Consider the following 17,120-nt stretch of genomic DNA (forward strand, 5'->3'; position numbering starts at 1 on the left):
CAGCTAATTAACAAGGTTATCCACAGAAAAAGTGGATGACTTTGGATAATAAAAGTTATCCACAACAAACTCCGCTTAGGGTGACTTGGGCGAAGCTTGCAATGCAGTGTATACTGCGAAAATATCCATTTCGTTCACGCTTGAGCTTACCATAGCCTGAGCATGTCAATAAAAGGAATCACATTATGAGCGCCGTTGTATTCGGTATTAAAAACTGCGACACCGTTAAAAAATCCTTAAAGTGGCTGAAGGAACATAACGTTGATTTTCAGTTTGAGGATTTAAAAAGTGCCCCGCTTGCCGCTTCTACCATCGAACATTGGGTAAAAACACTGGGGGCCGATACCCTCATCAACAAGCGCGGTACCACGTGGCGGAAACTACCGGACGACGATAAAGGCGAGTTAACCTTGCCGCGCACTGTGCACTTGATTCAAAGTCATCCAACCTTGATTAAGCGCCCTTTGGTGGTCCTCGACGGTAATATCATGGTCGGTTTTGACGAAGGTAGTTGGCAGGAGTTTTTTGGTGTCTGATTTAAATCATCCCACACTCGAATTAGCGCGCGATTTAATTGCTCGGCCGTCCATTACCCCGCACGATGCGGGCTGCCAAAACGTTATGGCCGATCGTTTAGCTCGGTTAGGGTTCAACATCGAAACCATGGTGTTCGAAGACACAACGAACCTCTGGGCGCGGCGCAATAGCAGTGGCCCACTGTTTTGCTTTGCCGGCCATACGGATGTTGTGCCTCCAGGTCCTGAAAGTGATTGGAACACCCCACCCTTTGAGCCCACAGATATTAACGGCGTACTTTATGGTCGCGGCGCTGCCGATATGAAAGGCAGCCTAGCAGCGATGATCGTAGCCACTGAACGCTTTATTGCCAAACATCCCGACCATGCCGGAAGCCTCGCCTTTCTGATTACTAGTGACGAAGAAGGCCCTTTCATAAACGGCACCGTGCGCGTGATTGAAACCCTCGAAGCGCGTAACGAAAAGATTAATTGGTGCGTCGTCGGTGAACCGTCGAGCACGCAGTATTGTGGTGACGTGATTAAATATGGTCGGCGCGGCAGCATGACCGGCTACCTCAAAGTTCATGGCATTCAAGGCCATGTTGCCTATCCACATTTGGCGAATAACCCTGTTCATGCAGCGGCACCCGCGTTGGCTGCGCTGGCTAACGAATTATGGGACGAAGGTAACGACGCCTTTCCACCCACCAGTTTTCAAATTGTCGATGTTCATGCCGGCACCGGTGCCACAAATGTTGTTCCAGGAAAGCTTTCTGTAACCTTTAACTTACGCTTTAGCACCGAATCCACGGCCGACAGCCTGAAAGCGCGTATTTATAAGATTCTCGACCAACACGGCTTAACCTATGAGTTAGATTGGATTCTGAATGGCCTGCCGTTCCTGACCGATCACGGTACCTTAGTCGATGCGGCAACGGCTGCTGTCACCGATGTCATTGGTAAAGCGCCGACCTTATCAACCGCTGGGGGCACCTCTGACGGCCGTTTCATTGCTCCTACTGGCGCTCAGGTTCTTGAACTTGGCCCTGTTAACGCCAGCATTCACAAAGTTAATGAGCACGTGTCCCACGATGATCTAATAAAGCTCACCGATATGTACGAACGCATATTGCAGCGGGTGTTGGTTGAAACGGATATGGGAGCCTGATCATGGCCGCGGAGAAGCAGCTGACTTGGACACAATTGACCGGCCGCAATGCGGATCATGTCGTTACTGTCCCCGGTGCAAGCTCCGCACTGATTCGTTTGCAACCTGCGGTAGTCGCAGCTTTTCTGCGGCTGCAAACGGCCGCAGCGAGCGCGGGGCATAATTTACATATTGCCAGTGGCTTTCGCGACTTTGAGCGGCAACGTGTCATTTGGACAAGAAAATGGCAAGCCAGTACACAAGACCAACAGGCTTTAGAAACGATCCTGCATTGGTCAGCGTTACCGGGAGCATCACGTCACCATTGGGGAACGGACGCGGACTTCTTCGATCCGTCCGCATTAGGGACTGCGACCTTGCAACTTGAGCCTTGGGAGTATGAACCCGGCGGGCCTTTTGCGTCACTATCCGCATGGCTGACGGAGCATGCCGCTCGTTTCGGTTTTTATCGCTGCTATGCCGATCCCGCAAGTAGTGGCGTTGCTGTTGAACCATGGCACTTTTCCTTTGCGCCAATAGCACAGCGCTATCCTGAACAGTTGAATTGTGCAGCGCTCAGACAACTGTATCTCGATTCTGAGCTACCCGGCCACGCAATAATCCTGCCCCAGCTCGAGCAACTTTTAGCCAAGTATGTTTGGCAAACCACCCCAGCACCAGCAGTAGCGCTTGCTGCACCATTGAGTGAGGATCTCTGATGTCCATTGGTGCTTGGCTAATTATCATTCTGGCCTTGGGGATTATTCTTAGCAATATCATGTTGCTGAAAAAGACAGCCAACATGAAAATGCCGAAAAGGAAAGAGAAGGCTGAACCCAATGAGGATGTTGATGACTCAGCAGATGCATGGGACAAAGACAATTGGGGTAAAGATGACTGGCAAAAAGACAACTGGGACGATGAGCAAAAATAAACGACCCCGCAGCGTGCGGGGTCGTTTATTTGATCAGCTCACTTACATACGCAGATTTACAGCGGCACACCTAAACGTTTTGCCACTTCTTCGTAAGCTTCAACCACACCACCTAAACCTTGACGGAAGCGGTCTTTGTCTAACTTAGTCTGGGTTTCTTTGTCCCATAAACGACAACCATCTGGGCTAAACTCATCACCCAGCACGATTTCGCCATGAAAAACACCGAATTCGAGCTTATAGTCGACTAACAACATACCCGCATCTGCGAACAAAGGCTTGAGCACGTCATTAACGGCGAACGTTAGACGCTTCATTTCTGCCATCTGTTCTGCAGTTGCCCAGCCGAAAGTCTCAACGTGTGATTCATTGACCATAGGATCATGCAAGGCGTCGTTTTTCAGGAAAAGTTCGAACGTCGGAGGACTCAACTCCAACCCTTCTTGCACACCCAAACGACGCACGAGAGAGCCGGCAGCGAGGTTACGAACGACACACTCCACCGGAATCATATCGAGTTTCTTCACCACACACTCAGTGTCTGACAACAGCGCTTCCATTTGCGTCGGAATTCCCGCAGCGGCCAGCTTTTCCATAATGAAGTGGTTGAACTTATTGTTCACCATGCCCTTGCGAGCAAGCTGTTCGACCTTTTCACCATCAAAGGCTGACGTGTCGTCGCGGAACTCTAAAATTAGATATTCCGGGTTCTCAGTGGTAAACACAGTTTTCGCTTTACCGCGGTACAACTCATCTCGTTTTTGCATGGAAATTTCTCAAGTTCCTAGTCAGTATTATCCTGGAATGCAGCTGCAAACACAGGGAACCAAGCGTCCAGTTGCGCAGCGCTCACTGGCTCGTCATCAATTTGCGCGACAATATATGTCGTACCATCACGCTCATCTACCGTGAACACCACGTCGGTGCCACGACTTAAATCTAAATCACCATCGGCGGAACGCGACCAAAATGCCAAACGACGGAAGAAACCGCGTTTACCACCTGGTTCATACGCTGTGTAGTACGTTCCTTCACTTTGGTTCAAGTCTTCGATGACAAAGCCGGCGCGTTCTAAAACACCCGGCATCAACGCCCAGGCCACGTTAAAGCTACTATCAAGAATCATTGCTGCTGTTGCATCAGCCGTTTCGCCACGACGAATTTCCACACCGGCACGGGCTGATTGCAAACGCTCGCCTTCATAACTGACCGCTAAACGACGGGAAACCGCATTGAGGAAATCAGCTTCGAGATCACGCTGTAGCATGACCGGAATTTCCTGACGAGAAACCGCGCGACCATCACGCAACCACTGAATATCAGTCGCGGTAACGTCTAACGTCGAGCTCCGGCGGTGACCTGCCGATTGCATTTCGATCCGCAACACTTGCTCGGATGAGAAATTGATACGACTACGCGTAAACAGTGACAAAAATCCGCCTTGGCGTTGTGAATAGTGTTCTTTACGATACGGTGCAGTGACAATCAAACGTTCAGCATCACGTTCTACAACACGCGCTCCGGTTTCTGCCACAGCCTCTTCGACCGCGTTCCAAATCCAGCTTGGCAGGTCTTCAACGCCTTCCACTGCATCAAATGAGATTCGCGTATCACGGGTCGCTTCATCGACACGGCTTCCGGGCGCTAAGGTTAACACCTGTGCTGGCGAACGCACGCTGACAGCAGCGCCTAAAGAACCTTCGCGCTGTTGATCCGACAACTCTGGAATTTGAAATTGCGCACGTTGTGCACGCGCATCAAGGTCGGAAGGAAAAGTTAATTGGCCACGATCTTCAACTTCAAGATAATCAAAACCACCTTCTGCTAGCTCGCGTTTTGCCGCACAGCCACTTGCTAAGATTACCGCTAAACCGATAATCCCTAATTTATTCAACGTCATCCGAACTCCGCTCTGTTAAGTATCCTGCATCTCTGAGTGCTTGTTCGATTACTTTTTCGTTCTCAAGTTCCGGTGGTGTCAATGGTAATCGATAATTAGGTTGAATCCAGCCCAATCGAGCCATGGCCCACTTCACTGGAATTGGATTCGCTTCAATAAACAAGGCTTGATGTAACGACGCCAATTTTGCGTCAAATTCTTCTGCAGCTGCACGATCGCCGCGGCAAGCGGCGTCAACCATACGCTTCATCGTTTGCGGCATGAGGTTAGCCGTCACGCTAATCACGCCATGGCCTCCGGCCAACATAAATTCACGTGCAGTCGGATCATCGCCGGACAGTAACAAGAAGTCATGGCCACATAAACGCTGAAGTTCAGCCACGCGTTCAACGTCGCCCGTTGCTTCTTTTATGCCGACAATATTTTGGTTCTGCGCCAGCTCAGCGACTAATTCCGGCAACATGTCACAGCCTGTGCGGCCGGGTACATTGTAGAGAAACTGCGGCAAATCGCTGGCTTCACTGACATGTTTGTAGTGCTCTAACAGACCACGGCGACTGGGTTTATTGTAATAAGGGGTGACATTAAGGAATCCGTCTACCCCTAACACAGCAATGCGCTCGGTGAGTTGCACTGCTTCTTGAGTTGAATTTGAGCCATTGCCTGCAATAACGCGAATTCGGCCATCTGCCAATTCGACGGTGGCACGAACAACATCAACATGCTCATCATGGCTCAACGTTGGCGATTCACCCGTCGTTCCCACGGAAACGATTGCGTCTGTGCCATATTGCACATGGAATTCAACCAATTCGGCGAGGAGTTTATAATCAACATTACCGTTGCTGGTAAACGGGGTGACGAGCGCCACCATACTGCCGGTTAGCATAGATTCTCCCTCTTAAAATAAGGGCTCAATCTTACTTGTGTGGCACGTTAATGACAAGAGCAGTTCACTGGCTTCTGCACGGTTTCTATGCTTTCATGTGCTAACGAGGCTTTACATTTCAATGTGAGGAAAATAATTCATGAAAACTTTGCAAGTGGGCGACGCCGCTCCAATGTTCACTTTACCCGACCAAAATGGCGACGCCGTCAGTTTAAAAGAACTTCTTAAAAGCGCTCAAGTTCTGGTTTATTTTTATCCGAAAGCGATGACCCCAGGCTGCACTGTGCAAGCTCAGAAGCTCCGCGATGCGCGCGATGAACTCGCTGCCAAAGGTGTCACTGTCGTCGGTATCAGTCCTGACGCGCCGAAGCGTCTAGCAAAGTTCACCGAACGTGACGAACTTAACTTTACGCTGCTCAGCGATGAACAACATGAAGTTGCCAATGCATTCGGTGTTTGGGGTCCAAAAAAATTCATGGGCCGCGAATACGACGGCATCCACCGCATCAGCTTCCTCATCGGCAAGGACGGTAAGGTCGCTCACCTCTTCGACAAATTCAAAACCAAAGATCACCACGAAGTCGTTCTCGCCGCGCTTTAGGCTTTGGCTTCGGCTTTGGCTTCCGTGGGTGGGGTTGTGGATGTTCAGAGACGCCGTAAACCCATCCATGGGGGCTTGGACGCGGCATCCATGCCGCGTACACTCTGCCCATCCACAACCCCACCCACTCGCGCTAAGCCGCCGCAGCCATGCCGCGTATACTCTGACCATCCACAACCCCACCCACTCGCGCTAAGCCGTCGCAGCCATGCCGCGTACACTCTGACCGACCGCAAACTCACCCACTCACGCTAAGCCGCCGTAGCCATGCTCACTCGTTAAGCGATTTCTTCTTTGTGCGAAGAGAGTGCGGTAATGACGGCTTTGACGAGGCTGGCAAGCGGGATGGCGAAGAAGACGCCCCAGAAGCCCCAAATTGCGCCGAAGATGAGCACCGCCGCGATAATGTAGACAGGGTGCAGTGCGACGGCTTCGGAGAAGAGAATGGGTACGAGGACGTTGCCGTCCAAAGCTTGCAGGATGCCGTAAGCAAAAATCAACCAGAATAGGGTCATCGACAAGCCGAATTGGAACAGGCCGACGAGCGCTATCGGTATGGTGACGACGGCGGCGCCGATATACGGTACGAGCACGGAGAAACCAACGAGGGTTGCCAGCAGTGCCGCGTAACGGAGGTCGAAAAAGTAAAACGTTGCATACGCGGCTAGTCCGACGATGATAATTTCGAGCGCTTTACCACGAATGTAGTTCATGATCTGCAGGTTCATTTCCGTTCCAACTTGGCTAATCAAGCGACGTTGTTCAGGCAGGATGCGGTTGAAATGATTGAGCAGTAGGTCTTTGTCTTTGAGCATGAAAAAGACCAGTAATGGGACGATGATGGTGTACACCAATAGGACTGCGAGCAGCATTAAGGTGTTCCACGAGCGCTCGAGGATGGTTTGTCCGAGCGTCAGCAAGCGGTCATTCACTTTATCCGTAAACAGTTGCAGTTGTGATGCATCGATAAATGCAGGCGCGACGTCTTCGACGCTTTCCATCATTTCTCGCCAGGCTTGGGCGATTTGTGGCAGCTCGGCGAGTAAATTGACGCTTTGTTGCCAAATGACGGGAACTAAAAACACGATCGACGCGAAAAAAAATGCCAAAAAGAAAGTAAAGACGAGAAACACGGCATAGAGTCGCTTGAAACCGAATCGTTGCAGCCGGTTGACTGGCCATTCAAGGAGGTAAGCAAGCGCGATAGCAACGAGGATTGGTGCCAGAACGGTACCAAAGAATATGATGAGGCCAAAGCCTATCAATAGTAATAGGGTTAGCGTGACCGCATTGGGATCGGAGAATCGTCGTTGAAACCAATCACGTATGTATCCAAGCATTACAGCACATCCTCTTTAATGTCCGCGCGGCGCTATTCTAAGTCGGCGCGGATGTCACTCTATACTAACGCAGAACACTCGACAATGACTACTCGCCTTATTGCCAATTCCGCATTCGATTAGGCGGTGCATTTCCGTTTAGAACTGGTAAACTCACGACATGAACTTGTCGTTGATGTTTTTCGTAGTACGGAACTACGGACAAGAAATAACGTCTCAGCTAGTATTGCAGCACAAGGAGATTCCCGCGCATGTTGAAAGCCTTCTGGCCCAAGCTTTTATTGCTGTCATGCACGGCTTTATTGGTTTTTTTTCTGCCTTTTTCGCAACAAAATGCGCAAGCTCAAAGTCGTGAAGTTCCCACCATTGGCACGACGGGCGGCGCTTTTATGTCGATTGAACGGGAGCGTTTAATCGGTGAACACTATATGCGGGAGATTCGCGGCTTAGCGCCGGTCATTGACGATCCTGTATTGCGTGAATACTTAAATGGTGTCGGCAATCGTTTGGTGCGCCATGCGGATAATGTCCGCTACCCTTTTCACTTTTTCTGGATCCGTGACGACAGTATTAACGCCTTCGCTTTCTTAGGTGGCTATATTGGCGTCCACTCTGGGCTGGTTTTAGAAGCCCGCGATGAGTCGGAACTCGCTGCGGTGCTTGCCCACGAAATTGCGCACGTCACGCAACGTCACATTGCCCGTAACATGGAGCGGATGACGGCAGCAGCACCTCTGACGTTGGCGCAAGTCCTCGGTGGTATTTTGGTCGGGATCGTGAATCCGCAACTCGGTATGGCGGTGTTGTCAACCGGCCTTGCGGGTCTACAGCAACGGCAAATTAACTACACGCGTCAATTTGAACTTGAGGCAGACCGCGTGGGTATGACCACGCTTGCCCGTGCCGGCTATGACCCAGAGGGCGCGCCGCGCTTCTTTAGTCGTCTTGCTGCTCGTTATCGTTACGCCACCCAACTGCCGCAATTTTTAATGACGCACCCTTTGCCTGAATCTCGGATTGCCGACACGCGAGCGCGGGCACAGGCTTTAGGTGCTGTGCCGCTCGATCCGGTACTTGATTTTGAGCTCGCTAAAATGCGCTTACGGGTGCGCTACTCGAATCGTTCAGCACGCGATTTATTGCTCGACTTTAATGAAGAGGCTCGCCGTGCGACGCATCCAATTCAGCAGCAAGCCTTTCAGTATGGTCGGGCGTTGGCTTTGCATCAATTAGAGCGCTTCGCTGAAGCGCAAGCAATCATGGAGGATCTAATCGCCGCCGAGCCGATGAATTTGTTTTATTTAGATACCCGTACCGATGTTTACGTTGGTCAGCAACAATATCAGCAAGCAGTCGATTGGCTAACGCGGGAATATATGCGCCGTCCGAATAACCAAGTGGTGACGTTGAATCTGGCATATGCGGCAAACTATGCTCAAGAGTTTCAGCTTAGTCGAGTGATTTTAAATGACTATTTAGTGCACAACAAACAAGATGTGGTGGCTTGGCAATTGCTGCAAGAGGCGCATCAGCGTGGAGGAAACGCCGTGGCTGCCCATGAAGCGACGGCCGAGATCCTCGCCTTACGGGGTAATTTCCGCTTAGCAATTGAGGAGCTACATTCGGCTTTTAGTAAAGCTGCGGAAAGTAATACTTCGACGCGCCAGCGCATTCAAGCTCGGATTCAGCAATTCCGCGCTCTTGAAGCCGAAAAGAACCGTGCTTTTGACTTTTAGCGAAATCTCAGTAAAGTGCAGCAAAACTTTTATTGTTGATAAGGACTGACATGGCCGCTTTTACCATTTTTCATAATCCACGTTGCTCAAAAAGCCGACAAACCTTGCAGCTGCTGCAAGAGAATGGCATTGAACCTACTGTCGTGGAGTATTTAAAAACACCACCGTCAGGCGCCGACATTCTCAAGCTTGCGGCGAATCTGCGTCGCCCTGTGGCTGCTTTGTTGCGCAACAAAGAAGATGAATACAAAGCATTGAAACTGAAAGAGTTTAATGGTTCCGACGCTGAATTAGCCGACATTGTTGCCAGCCATCCAAAACTACTTGAACGCCCTATCGTTGTGCGTGAGAGCGATAATGAAGCGCGTATTGGTCGTCCACCCGAAACTGTCTTGGAGCTCCTGTGAAACCAGCTTGGTTAACTTCTGCCGCGTTTTATCGCAAACTGACTTTGGTATGTTACCCAAGTTTATTAGTCTTCGTTATTCTTTGGCATGCGTTGCTCGCACCCAATGAATTTTTAAGCACTTGGTTAGTTTTAGCCATTTGGGTTACGCCCTTGCTGTTTCCGCTAAAAGGCATTTTACAGGGAAATCCCTATACCCATGCATGGTCGAACTTCATTCTCATTTTCTATTTTTTGCATAGTTTAACGACGTTATACACGCACCCCGACGAACGTTTGTGGGCAGCAATTGAATTGTTATTGACCACAGGTGCGTTTATTGGCGCGACCTACTATGCGCGTTATCGTGGTCGCGAATTAGGGTTGGGAATTAAGCGCAAGAAAGATGAGGCGGTCGTCACCAATGCCGGTAAACGCGGTTAAAGTTTCAAAACTTGTTTGACGAACGGTACGGTTAATCGTCGTTGCTGGGCCATTGATGCTTTATCCAAGCGGTCCAGTAACGCCATCAAGGCATGCATATCGCGCTCGACGCGCAATAACAAAAACTCGCCAACCTCTTTTGGTAATTCAATGCCGCGCATCTTCGCATGTTGATGCAAGGCACGAAATTTTTCGGCATCGGTTAACGCATCAAGCTTGAAAGTTACGGCAATTTGCAGTCGTGAGCGTAAATCGGCAAGCTCAATCGGCATGGTATTCGCATTTTGTTGTGCGCTCATGACCATCCATCCATGGCGTTGATCAGTCAGCCGATTAATCAAAGCAAATAACCCTTCTGCCCATTCACGATTCGCTGTCACTGCATCAATGTCATCCAAGACTATTAAGTCGTAGGTTTCTAAGCCGTGCAGAATTTGTACCGCGTTAGGTTGCTGAAGTTCACTCAGCGGTAAATAAATACTCTGAAGTTGGCCTTCAGCCGCCGCTTCGGACAAGGCGCACAGCAAGTGACTTTTGCCCTGCCCGTGACCACCAACCAATAATGAAAATTGCTGCTCGGGTCGCCACGCTTGACTTAACAAGCCGCGCAGATGTTTCACCGCCGCTTCATTTTTACCACTGACAAAGGTGGCAAAACTGGCGTGAACCGGCAATTGTACCGGCAGCGCCAGCTGGCGATGATGTTGTTGATCATGCCTCAGTGTTACTGCCATTCGAACTCCACATCAGGCTCATCGCTCAACACGACTTCGCTCACGGCCGGCTCGTCAGTATCACCTTCGGCAACCGGCGACAAGCGCAATGCCGTGCGGCGTAATCGGCGGTCAAAGTCCAAGGCTTGGGCCAAAGCCTGCGCTCCACCGCGAATCACCACGGTAAAGTCCGCAACACCTTGCTGGAACTGTTGCAAATGCACCGACTGCACTTGCGCTTGTGACGTAAGTAAATTCTCAGCACTCAAAACTTGGCTAACTTGCCGCAAACCGACGATACGAACGCGAATCTGCGCCATTTCACGGTCGCCACGACTAATAAAAATCGCGGCGATCCGATCCGAGACTTCATGGACAAATTGCTCGGCTAAGCTCGCTTCGTCGTCGCCAACCATAAAGGTGTTGAAACTCATATCGCCGACGATGACCGTCGCTTCTAAGATCAGTGGTCGTTCATCATCTAATGGTTCGTCAGTTACAACTTCAACCTCAATTCCTTCTCTATCGTCAACGTTCTCGGCAAAGTAATCCTCTTCCACTTGGCGATACATCCGCGCACTGACAATACCACTGACCGGATAACGCTCTGACGCGCGCAGGACTTCGCGTTGGAAACGTCCCCAAACGTCGCGCGGACCGATTGCCATTTGATCTTCAAGATCCATGAGCGGCATTAAAATCTCGACGCCACGACGTTGCGTGGTGGCACGGAGGGCCTGCAAAAACTCTCGCTCTTCACTGCGGGTCACGAGCCGAACCCCAAGTTCAGGGTGATCTTCAGCCAGCCACAGTAGTAAGTTCGGCCGTTGTCCGGTCCACAGCGGCACATTTGCCTGCTGCAGTAATTGGCGCACTCGGGTTTCGTCAAAGCTTGCCTGTAAGTACAGCTGACCGTCACGCTGCTGATAACCAAACTGCAACAGGTAATCATTTACTTGCCGCAACTCTGCACGCACGCGTTCGTGCTCGAGCACTTCAGTAGTTCCCGTTAAACGCACTAAAACTTCTCGAAAAATAGTGGGCAATTCCCGCTGCCGTTCATTTCGGGTTTGACCCTCGACGGCAATTTCACCACGCAACAAATCACTCAGCGGCCCTTGCAGAGCCTGCACCGGAAACACCATCAGTAGCGCTAAAAACAACCCCACAACCGAAACTGTAATGCGTGTTTGTGCTGACTGCTTAAACTGTCTTTGAGTTTGGGAAAAATGCTTGCGCACAATAACCGCCTTATTAACTTCGTTACTTTGATGATAAACGCCTGCCGAGGTAACGGCAAGTAACAAACTGTGGATAAGTACTGGAGATTTTTGGGGAAATTGTGGCCAAATTCGATTCTCACTGTTAAAGTACTTGCTACCCCAGAATGTCACGACAAAACCGTACTTGCGGACCAGACCACAAGGATCGCTACCTCGATGCTCAGACAACAAATTCGCGCTGTCAGCTCACTCCTTTCGACCATGACTTTGATCGGCCTCTGCGTCGGTATGACCAGCACCTTGCTGGGTCTGCGCGGCACCATGGAAGGCTTTTCTACCGTCACGATCGGCTTAATTATGTCGGCGTATTTCGTCGGCTATCTCTTTGGCGCAACACGAGCGCCAAAAGACATTCGCCGCGTCGGCTACATTCGAGCGTTCGGCGGTCTTGCCGCGCTTGCTTCCGTCGCCGTTTTAGTCCAAGCCATCTGGATAGATCCGATCGTTTGGTTTGTCATGCGTTTTGTCAGTGGTTTTGCTATCTCCGCGCTCTTTGTGATTGCCGAAAGCTGGCTCAATACTATGGCAGATAACCGCAATCGCGGCGCCATGTTATCGGTGTATTTAGTCTTAATTTACGCGGGGCTGGTGGTGGGTCAGCTTATTCTTGGCTTCGCCGATCCGGCAACCTTTGTGCCGTTTGCCATTATTGCGCTTTTGATCAATTTGTCGCTGATCCCCATTCTGGCAACAGTCACCGTCGAACCGACAACCCATGAATCGCGCAAAGTACCACTAAAGTTTTTAATCGAACAGGCTCCGCTTGGGATTGTCACTGCCTTCATCGTCCAAGCCTGTAGCGCCATGTTCTATGGTGTCGGTCCGGTCTACGCGACGGCGATCGGCCTTAACGTTGGACAGGTGACGGTCTTTATGGCCGCTTTCTTATTCGGCGGCATGCTCTCGCAGACGCCGATCGGCTTACTGTCAGACCGCTTTGATCGTCGCTTAGTCTTGGCCTGTTGTGCCATCGTTGCCGCTGGTCTTGCACTGATCTTGTCACAAATTCCAGCATCGCAGCCAATCCTTATCTATGTGGTGATGGCGGCATTGGGTGGCGCCTTGTTACCCCTCTATTCATTGGCAATGGCGCACACCAATGACTACCTAACCAAAGACCAAATGATTGGAGCCACAGGTGCGATTATCAAAGTCGGCGGTGTCGGCGCAATTGTCGGCGCACCGCTCGCAGCAATCCTGATGCAGTTCGGTGCCATGTATCTATTCTTTGTACTCATGGCAATCTTTACCACAACCGTGTCTGCTTATGCCTTTTACCGCATCAGCAAACGCGAGCGTGCGCCCGATCAGGTACATTCACCACTTACCGCCTTGGCACCTGCAGCGCCGTCTGAGGAATTACTGGCCAGCTTGGTCGAAGAGGCGAACGAAGACTTTGACGAGCCGGACGGCAATATCCCGGTTAAACCCGGCTCTAATGGCGTGGTTTAAAGTTTACCCGAACAAAAAACGGAAGCCTGTCGCTTCCGTTTTTTATTTCCAGCGGTCACCTAACAACTTAAGCTTGCAACCATTCAGCCAAGTGGTGCTGGGCTTCTGCTTGAATCGCCGCTAAGTGCTCTGGGCCTTTTAAACTCTCTGCGTAAATTTTATAGACAGGCTCGGTGCCCGATGGACGCACGGCAAACCAACCGTTCTCGGTCGTTACTTTAATGCCGCCAAAACCAGCTTGGTTGCCCGGTGCACGATTTAATACCGCGGTTACCGGTTCGCCGGCTAAAACTGACAGCGCGGGTGGTTGCGCGGCTAAATCTGCAAACGCCGCCATTTCCGCTGCACTTGCTTTGCAGTCGAGACGGGCATAGCTCGATTGGCCATAGTTGGCTTCCAGCTCGCGATAATAATCACTGGGTGACTTGCCGGTCACCGCTTGAATTTCCATGGCTAACAAACACAGAATAATACCGTCTTTGTCGGTGCTCCATGCGTGACCTTGACGGTCTAAGAAACTAGCACCGGCGCTTTCTTCACCGGCAAAAGCTAAATCACCGGCGGCTAGACCTTCAGCAAACCATTTAAAACCAACTGGTACTTCCATCAATGAACGACCTGCGCCAGCCACTACGCGATCAATGATCGCGCTCGACACTAAGGTTTTGCCGATGGCTTTGTCTGCAGACCAGTCGCGGTGTGAGCACAAGTAGTCAATTGCGACTGCCAAATAATGATTCGGATTCATCAGACCGTCTGGCGTGACAATGCCATGACGATCATAGTCCGGATCATTACCGAGACCGAGGTCAAAATCGTCTTTCAATGCTAACAGACTGGCCATGGCATCGGCCGACGAGCAGTCCATGCGAATCGCGCCGTCTTTATCTAAGGCCATAAACGAAAAACTTGGATCCGCATGATCATTAAATAAGGTGATATCGAGATTGTATGCTGCTTTGATGGCTCGCCAATACGCCGCGCCAGCACCGCCCATGGCATCGACACCAACACGCAAGCCAGCTTTTTGGATTGCAGCGATATCAATCACTTGGTCAAGTTGCGACACGTAAGCGCTGATCCAGTCAATTTTCTTCACCCGCTTGGACTTTTTCGCATGGGCAAACGAGGTGACATTCACGCCAATCAGTTCACTACTTAAAATTGCATTCGCATACTTCTCAATGACCTTGGTGACATCACCGTCGGCCGGGCCGCCATGTGGCGGGTTATATTTGAAGCCACCGTCTTGTGGTGGATTATGCGACGGCGTAATGACGACGCCATCCGCTAGCCCTTCAGTGCGCCCGCGATTGTAAGTTAAAATTGCATGACTAATCACTGGCGTTGGCGTGTAACCTAAGTCGGATTGAATATGCACTTCTAAGCCGTTGGCAATAAACACTTCTAACGCAGTTATGAACGCGGCTTCGGAAAGTGCATGAGTATCTTTACCCAACATAATCGGGCCGGTAATGCCCTGCTCTTCACGATACGCCACGATGGCTTGGCTTATCGCCAATATATGTGCTTCATTGAACGAATGTTTAAGTGCGCTGCCGCGATGCCCCGAAGTTCCGAAGCTAACTTGTTCTGACGCTTTCCCCGGATTGGGCTCATTGACGTAATAGGCCGCCATTAAGGCCGGAATATTAATGAGATCGTCTTTGCTCGCTATGGTGCCGGCGCGTGGGTGCTTACTCATGATAAAAAGTCCCTAATCTGTTCCGCTTCGCTGCCGTCATAGCCCATTTCTGTCGCCACAGCGTTCAAAATTGATTTCTTTTTCGTGGTGTTGTTGTTAGTCACCACCCAATAAGGCGAGCCGGGAATCTGCTTGGGATTGGTACTGTTTCCGGCAGCGAGTAATTCCTGTTCTGAGGTCGCAAAGTACAAGCGGTTACGACCACGAATCTCCAAAACCTGGGCAAATTGCTCCGCATGACAACGATGCAATAAGGAAAGGATAAACAAAAAGCGACCAACAGCGCCCTTTTGCGCCGCAATATCGGCCCGATCCAATATATCGAAAACGCTCGTACCCTGAGCGTGTGCGCTGACTGGTGCTGTCTTCGCTAAGGCCATGCCTTGACTGAGGTTGGATTCTTGCACCGCAGTTGGGCTTAATCCTAAGAGTCGGCGTAAAATAGTCGAGGCACTTTCGCCAATGTGCTGAGTATGCGCAGCAATGTACGCATAGAGTTCTTCATCGATCTCAATCTTCTTCATAGGTCGTGAACTTCCAAGTCAATCGCGTCAGCTGTGAGTCAGCTTATTTCTGTACGCAGGAAGTATACCGAAGTCGTTTGCTATTTGCACCGCACAAGCAGCTGGGCGACAATAGAAAAATTGCACATGCGCAGCGAACATGAAGGAATCAAATCTATGGGCGACGCAGTAAAACTAAATTATGAAACGGCTGGCAAGTCTGAAAATCCAGCGTTAATTCTAATTCATGGGCTTTTCGGCGATGCCGATAACCTAAAAAGTATCAGCCGTGAACTCAGCGATGACTATTACATCATCAATGTCGAGCTGCGCAATCATGGCAGTTCGCCGTGGACCGAACGGATGCCGTTTGTTGACATGGCCGCTGATATTGAAGCCGTCATGGCCGCAGAAAATGTTAGCAAAGCTCACCTGTTAGGTCACTCACTCGGCGGCAAAGTGGCGATGGAATTCGCCTTACGGCATCCTGAGCAAGTGCTATCCTTAATCGTTGCCGATATCGCCCCAGTTGCTTATGACGCACGTCACACCAGTATCCTAGATGCACTGGAAGGCGTTGACTTGAGTGGCCTCAAAAGTCGTCAAGATGCCGACAAACAGCTCAGTGACAGCATTGATGAAGCCGGTGTGCGCATGTTCCTACTAAAGAACCTGCGCAAAAACGACGCGGGTGAGTGGCATTGGCGCCTGAATCTTGCTGGCCTGCGCAACTGCTACGAGGACTTAATCGGCGCCCCGCAAGACAGCGGTGAGTACGACGGTCCTGTGCTTTTTATTCGTGGCGGTCGCTCCGACTATATCCAAGAGTCACATCGCGACGCGATCACCACTCGATTCCCGAAAGCAGAAGCAAAAACTATTGCTGAAACCGGACATTGGTTGCATGCGGAAAAACCGGCCGTTTTTAATGGCATTGTCCGTCGTTTTCTTGAGGAACTTTAGAGCCGAAAAAGTCCCAGCCTGACTCGCGCACGGCGGTGCTTTGTGGTATCCTCCGCGCCGAAACATTAGTGGAGTATCGAACGCCATGTTTGCTGAAAATTTAGAACAAATTGAATCACTCATGACTAACTTTGCCATTGCCGCATTGTTTTTATTGATCGGTTTAGCCATTCAAGATGTTCTAAAAAAAGGTAATGTACCGAAGTTTGGTCGCATTGCCGTCTGGCTTGTGCTCTTCTTGGGAATGCTAGGCTTCATTGCCAAAGGCATTATTCAGTTTGTTCTTGAAGCGCAATTACAATAACCATGGCGAAAGAAAGTAGCGACCTCGTAACGCCTGATTTATTTCAGAGCGAACGTCGCCCGGGGCGACCTCGAACCAATCCGCTTCCCCGTGAAGTGCAGGTGCGAGTCAATAAACGTCGACAATTGCAGCGCGACCGCAAAGCCGGTCTTCGCCGTGTTGAATTGAAACTCGACGAAACCATGTACGACACATTGAACCGTCAAGCCGAAGAGCAAGGGATCAGTCGCAGTGCGCTGATCGAGCAAATTTTGCAACACGCTCTGGCTGGCAAGTAACACATACATTGATCACTTTGGAATG

General features: G+C 50.5%; 20 protein-coding genes. 12 read left to right on the forward strand and 8 right to left on the reverse strand.

The window, feature by feature from the left end:
* Positions 1–185 precede the first annotated feature (185 nt).
* The 4 genes from LAT77_RS08790 to LAT77_RS08805 are packed head-to-tail and all read left to right on the forward strand — an operon-like array spanning position 186 to position 2,599.
* Complete coding sequence (locus LAT77_RS08790; protein ID WP_290564189.1) at positions 186–536, forward strand: Spx/MgsR family RNA polymerase-binding regulatory protein; 351 nt, start codon at positions 186–188, stop codon at positions 534–536.
* Positions 526–1,686 carry a succinyl-diaminopimelate desuccinylase gene (gene dapE, locus LAT77_RS08795; protein ID WP_290564190.1) on the forward strand — a complete coding sequence of 387 codons (1,161 nt, stop codon included), beginning with the start codon at positions 526–528 and terminating at the stop codon, positions 1,684–1,686. Before LAT77_RS08790 ends, dapE begins: the two co-directional genes overlap by 11 nt.
* A gap of 2 nt (positions 1,687–1,688) precedes the next feature.
* A complete protein-coding gene (locus tag LAT77_RS08800; protein ID WP_290564191.1) occupies positions 1,689–2,384 on the forward strand; it encodes a M15 family metallopeptidase in 696 nt (231 codons plus the stop codon).
* Positions 2,384–2,599: a DUF2897 family protein gene (locus LAT77_RS08805; RefSeq protein ID WP_290564192.1), complete on the forward strand. Its 216-nt coding sequence runs from the start codon at positions 2,384–2,386 to the stop codon at positions 2,597–2,599. The genes LAT77_RS08800 and LAT77_RS08805 overlap by 1 nt, the downstream gene beginning before the upstream one ends.
* 56 nt (positions 2,600–2,655) lie before the next feature.
* Here LAT77_RS08805 and purC read toward each other — a convergent pair whose 3' ends face one another.
* From purC to dapA, 3 genes are read right to left on the reverse strand one after another with little or no spacing between them, the layout of a single operon-like run.
* The gene (gene purC, locus LAT77_RS08810; RefSeq protein ID WP_290564193.1) at positions 2,656–3,366 is read right to left on the reverse strand and encodes a phosphoribosylaminoimidazolesuccinocarboxamide synthase; all 711 of its coding nucleotides are present in this window, start codon (positions 3,364–3,366) and stop codon (positions 2,656–2,658) included.
* 17 nt (positions 3,367–3,383) lie between these two features.
* A complete protein-coding gene (bamC, locus tag LAT77_RS08815) occupies positions 3,384–4,499 on the reverse strand; it encodes an outer membrane protein assembly factor BamC (protein WP_290564194.1) in 1,116 nt (371 codons plus the stop codon).
* Positions 4,486–5,388 carry a 4-hydroxy-tetrahydrodipicolinate synthase gene (dapA, locus tag LAT77_RS08820; RefSeq protein WP_290564195.1) on the reverse strand — a complete coding sequence of 301 codons (903 nt, stop codon included), beginning with the start codon at positions 5,386–5,388 and terminating at the stop codon, positions 4,486–4,488. Before dapA ends, bamC begins: the two co-directional genes overlap by 14 nt.
* A gap of 139 nt (positions 5,389–5,527) precedes the next feature.
* Between dapA and bcp the strand changes: the two genes are divergently transcribed.
* On the forward strand, positions 5,528–5,989 hold the full coding sequence (gene bcp / locus LAT77_RS08825) for a thioredoxin-dependent thiol peroxidase (protein ID WP_290564196.1): 462 nt from the start codon (positions 5,528–5,530) through the stop codon (positions 5,987–5,989).
* 278 nt (positions 5,990–6,267) lie between these two features.
* Here the strand turns inward: bcp and LAT77_RS08830 are convergent, their stop codons facing one another.
* Positions 6,268–7,329 (reverse strand): AI-2E family transporter, encoded by a 1,062-nt coding sequence (locus LAT77_RS08830; protein ID WP_290564197.1) that lies wholly within the window; start codon positions 7,327–7,329, stop codon positions 6,268–6,270.
* A 251-nt stretch (positions 7,330–7,580) separates the two neighbouring features.
* On the opposite strand from LAT77_RS08830, the gene LAT77_RS08835 reads away from it, so the two are divergent.
* Genes LAT77_RS08835 through LAT77_RS08845 form a run of 3 tightly spaced genes read left to right on the forward strand, consistent with a single transcriptional unit; the run spans position 7,581 to position 9,894 of the window.
* Positions 7,581–9,065: a M48 family metalloprotease gene (locus tag LAT77_RS08835; protein ID WP_290564198.1), complete on the forward strand. Its 1,485-nt coding sequence runs from the start codon at positions 7,581–7,583 to the stop codon at positions 9,063–9,065.
* 50 nt (positions 9,066–9,115) lie between these two features.
* Complete coding sequence (arsC, locus tag LAT77_RS08840) at positions 9,116–9,472, forward strand: arsenate reductase (glutaredoxin) (protein ID WP_290564199.1); 357 nt, start codon at positions 9,116–9,118, stop codon at positions 9,470–9,472.
* Complete coding sequence (locus tag LAT77_RS08845; RefSeq protein WP_290564200.1) at positions 9,469–9,894, forward strand: DUF2069 domain-containing protein; 426 nt, start codon at positions 9,469–9,471, stop codon at positions 9,892–9,894. The genes arsC and LAT77_RS08845 overlap by 4 nt, the downstream gene beginning before the upstream one ends.
* Here LAT77_RS08845 and hda read toward each other — a convergent pair.
* Both hda and LAT77_RS08855 read right to left on the reverse strand, forming a co-directional pair.
* On the reverse strand, positions 9,891–10,628 hold the full coding sequence (hda, locus tag LAT77_RS08850; protein ID WP_290564201.1) for a DnaA regulatory inactivator Hda: 738 nt from the start codon (positions 10,626–10,628) through the stop codon (positions 9,891–9,893). The two genes, LAT77_RS08845 and hda, sit on opposite strands and share 4 nt — an antisense overlap.
* Entirely contained in the window at positions 10,619–11,848 is a 1,230-nt protein-coding gene (locus LAT77_RS08855; RefSeq protein WP_290564202.1) for a DUF2066 domain-containing protein, read from the reverse strand. The genes hda and LAT77_RS08855 overlap by 10 nt, the downstream gene beginning before the upstream one ends.
* A 198-nt stretch (positions 11,849–12,046) precedes the next feature.
* Between LAT77_RS08855 and LAT77_RS08860 the strand changes: the two genes are divergently transcribed.
* Positions 12,047–13,342 (forward strand): MFS transporter, encoded by a 1,296-nt coding sequence (locus LAT77_RS08860; RefSeq protein WP_290564203.1) that lies wholly within the window; start codon positions 12,047–12,049, stop codon positions 13,340–13,342.
* 67 nt (positions 13,343–13,409) lie between these two features.
* Here LAT77_RS08860 and pgm read toward each other — a convergent pair whose 3' ends face one another.
* Together pgm and seqA are read right to left on the reverse strand one after the other, a co-directional pair.
* Positions 13,410–15,047 (reverse strand): phosphoglucomutase (alpha-D-glucose-1,6-bisphosphate-dependent), encoded by a 1,638-nt coding sequence (gene pgm, locus LAT77_RS08865; protein WP_290564204.1) that lies wholly within the window; start codon positions 15,045–15,047, stop codon positions 13,410–13,412.
* On the reverse strand, positions 15,044–15,571 hold the full coding sequence (gene seqA, locus LAT77_RS08870; RefSeq protein WP_290564205.1) for a replication initiation negative regulator SeqA: 528 nt from the start codon (positions 15,569–15,571) through the stop codon (positions 15,044–15,046). Before seqA ends, pgm begins: the two co-directional genes overlap by 4 nt.
* A gap of 156 nt (positions 15,572–15,727) precedes the next feature.
* Here seqA and LAT77_RS08875 point away from each other — a divergent pair, with 156 nt between their 5' ends.
* From LAT77_RS08875 to ybfE, 3 genes are all read left to right on the forward strand, one after another.
* The gene (locus LAT77_RS08875) at positions 15,728–16,513 is read left to right on the forward strand and encodes an alpha/beta fold hydrolase (protein ID WP_290564206.1); all 786 of its coding nucleotides are present in this window, start codon (positions 15,728–15,730) and stop codon (positions 16,511–16,513) included.
* 85 nt (positions 16,514–16,598) lie between these two features.
* Entirely contained in the window at positions 16,599–16,817 is a 219-nt protein-coding gene (locus LAT77_RS08880) for a DUF2788 domain-containing protein (protein ID WP_290564207.1), read from the forward strand.
* Positions 16,818–16,819: 2 nt separating this feature from the next.
* Positions 16,820–17,095: a LexA regulated protein gene (gene ybfE, locus LAT77_RS08885; RefSeq protein WP_290564208.1), complete on the forward strand. Its 276-nt coding sequence runs from the start codon at positions 16,820–16,822 to the stop codon at positions 17,093–17,095.
* Positions 17,096–17,120: the final 25 nt, after the last annotated feature.

The sequence above is a fragment of the Aliidiomarina sp. genome, assembly GCF_022565475.1.
Lineage (GTDB): Bacteria > Pseudomonadota > Gammaproteobacteria > Enterobacterales > Alteromonadaceae > Aliidiomarina.

Coding starts and splice junctions, on each gene's coding strand:
- LAT77_RS08790 (WP_290564189.1), top strand. CDS start 186: ATGAGCGCCGTTGTATTCGGTATTAAAAACTGCGACACCGTTAAAAAA.
- LAT77_RS08800 (WP_290564191.1), top strand. CDS start 1,689: ATGGCCGCGGAGAAGCAGCTGACTTGGACACAATTGACCGGCCGCAAT.
- LAT77_RS08805 (WP_290564192.1), top strand. CDS start 2,384: ATGTCCATTGGTGCTTGGCTAATTATCATTCTGGCCTTGGGGATTATT.
- purC (WP_290564193.1), bottom strand. CDS start 3,366: ATGCAAAAACGAGATGAGTTGTACCGCGGTAAAGCGAAAACTGTGTTT.
- bamC (WP_290564194.1), bottom strand. CDS start 4,499: ATGACGTTGAATAAATTAGGGATTATCGGTTTAGCGGTAATCTTAGCA.
- dapA (WP_290564195.1), bottom strand. CDS start 5,388: ATGCTAACCGGCAGTATGGTGGCGCTCGTCACCCCGTTTACCAGCAAC.
- bcp (WP_290564196.1), top strand. CDS start 5,528: ATGAAAACTTTGCAAGTGGGCGACGCCGCTCCAATGTTCACTTTACCC.
- LAT77_RS08830 (WP_290564197.1), bottom strand. CDS start 7,329: ATGCTTGGATACATACGTGATTGGTTTCAACGACGATTCTCCGATCCC.
- LAT77_RS08835 (WP_290564198.1), top strand. CDS start 7,581: ATGTTGAAAGCCTTCTGGCCCAAGCTTTTATTGCTGTCATGCACGGCT.
- arsC (WP_290564199.1), top strand. CDS start 9,116: ATGGCCGCTTTTACCATTTTTCATAATCCACGTTGCTCAAAAAGCCGA.
- hda (WP_290564201.1), bottom strand. CDS start 10,628: ATGGCAGTAACACTGAGGCATGATCAACAACATCATCGCCAGCTGGCG.
- LAT77_RS08860 (WP_290564203.1), top strand. CDS start 12,047: ATGCTCAGACAACAAATTCGCGCTGTCAGCTCACTCCTTTCGACCATG.
- pgm (WP_290564204.1), bottom strand. CDS start 15,047: ATGAGTAAGCACCCACGCGCCGGCACCATAGCGAGCAAAGACGATCTC.
- seqA (WP_290564205.1), bottom strand. CDS start 15,571: ATGAAGAAGATTGAGATCGATGAAGAACTCTATGCGTACATTGCTGCG.
- LAT77_RS08875 (WP_290564206.1), top strand. CDS start 15,728: ATGGGCGACGCAGTAAAACTAAATTATGAAACGGCTGGCAAGTCTGAA.
- LAT77_RS08880 (WP_290564207.1), top strand. CDS start 16,599: ATGTTTGCTGAAAATTTAGAACAAATTGAATCACTCATGACTAACTTT.
- ybfE (WP_290564208.1), top strand. CDS start 16,820: ATGGCGAAAGAAAGTAGCGACCTCGTAACGCCTGATTTATTTCAGAGC.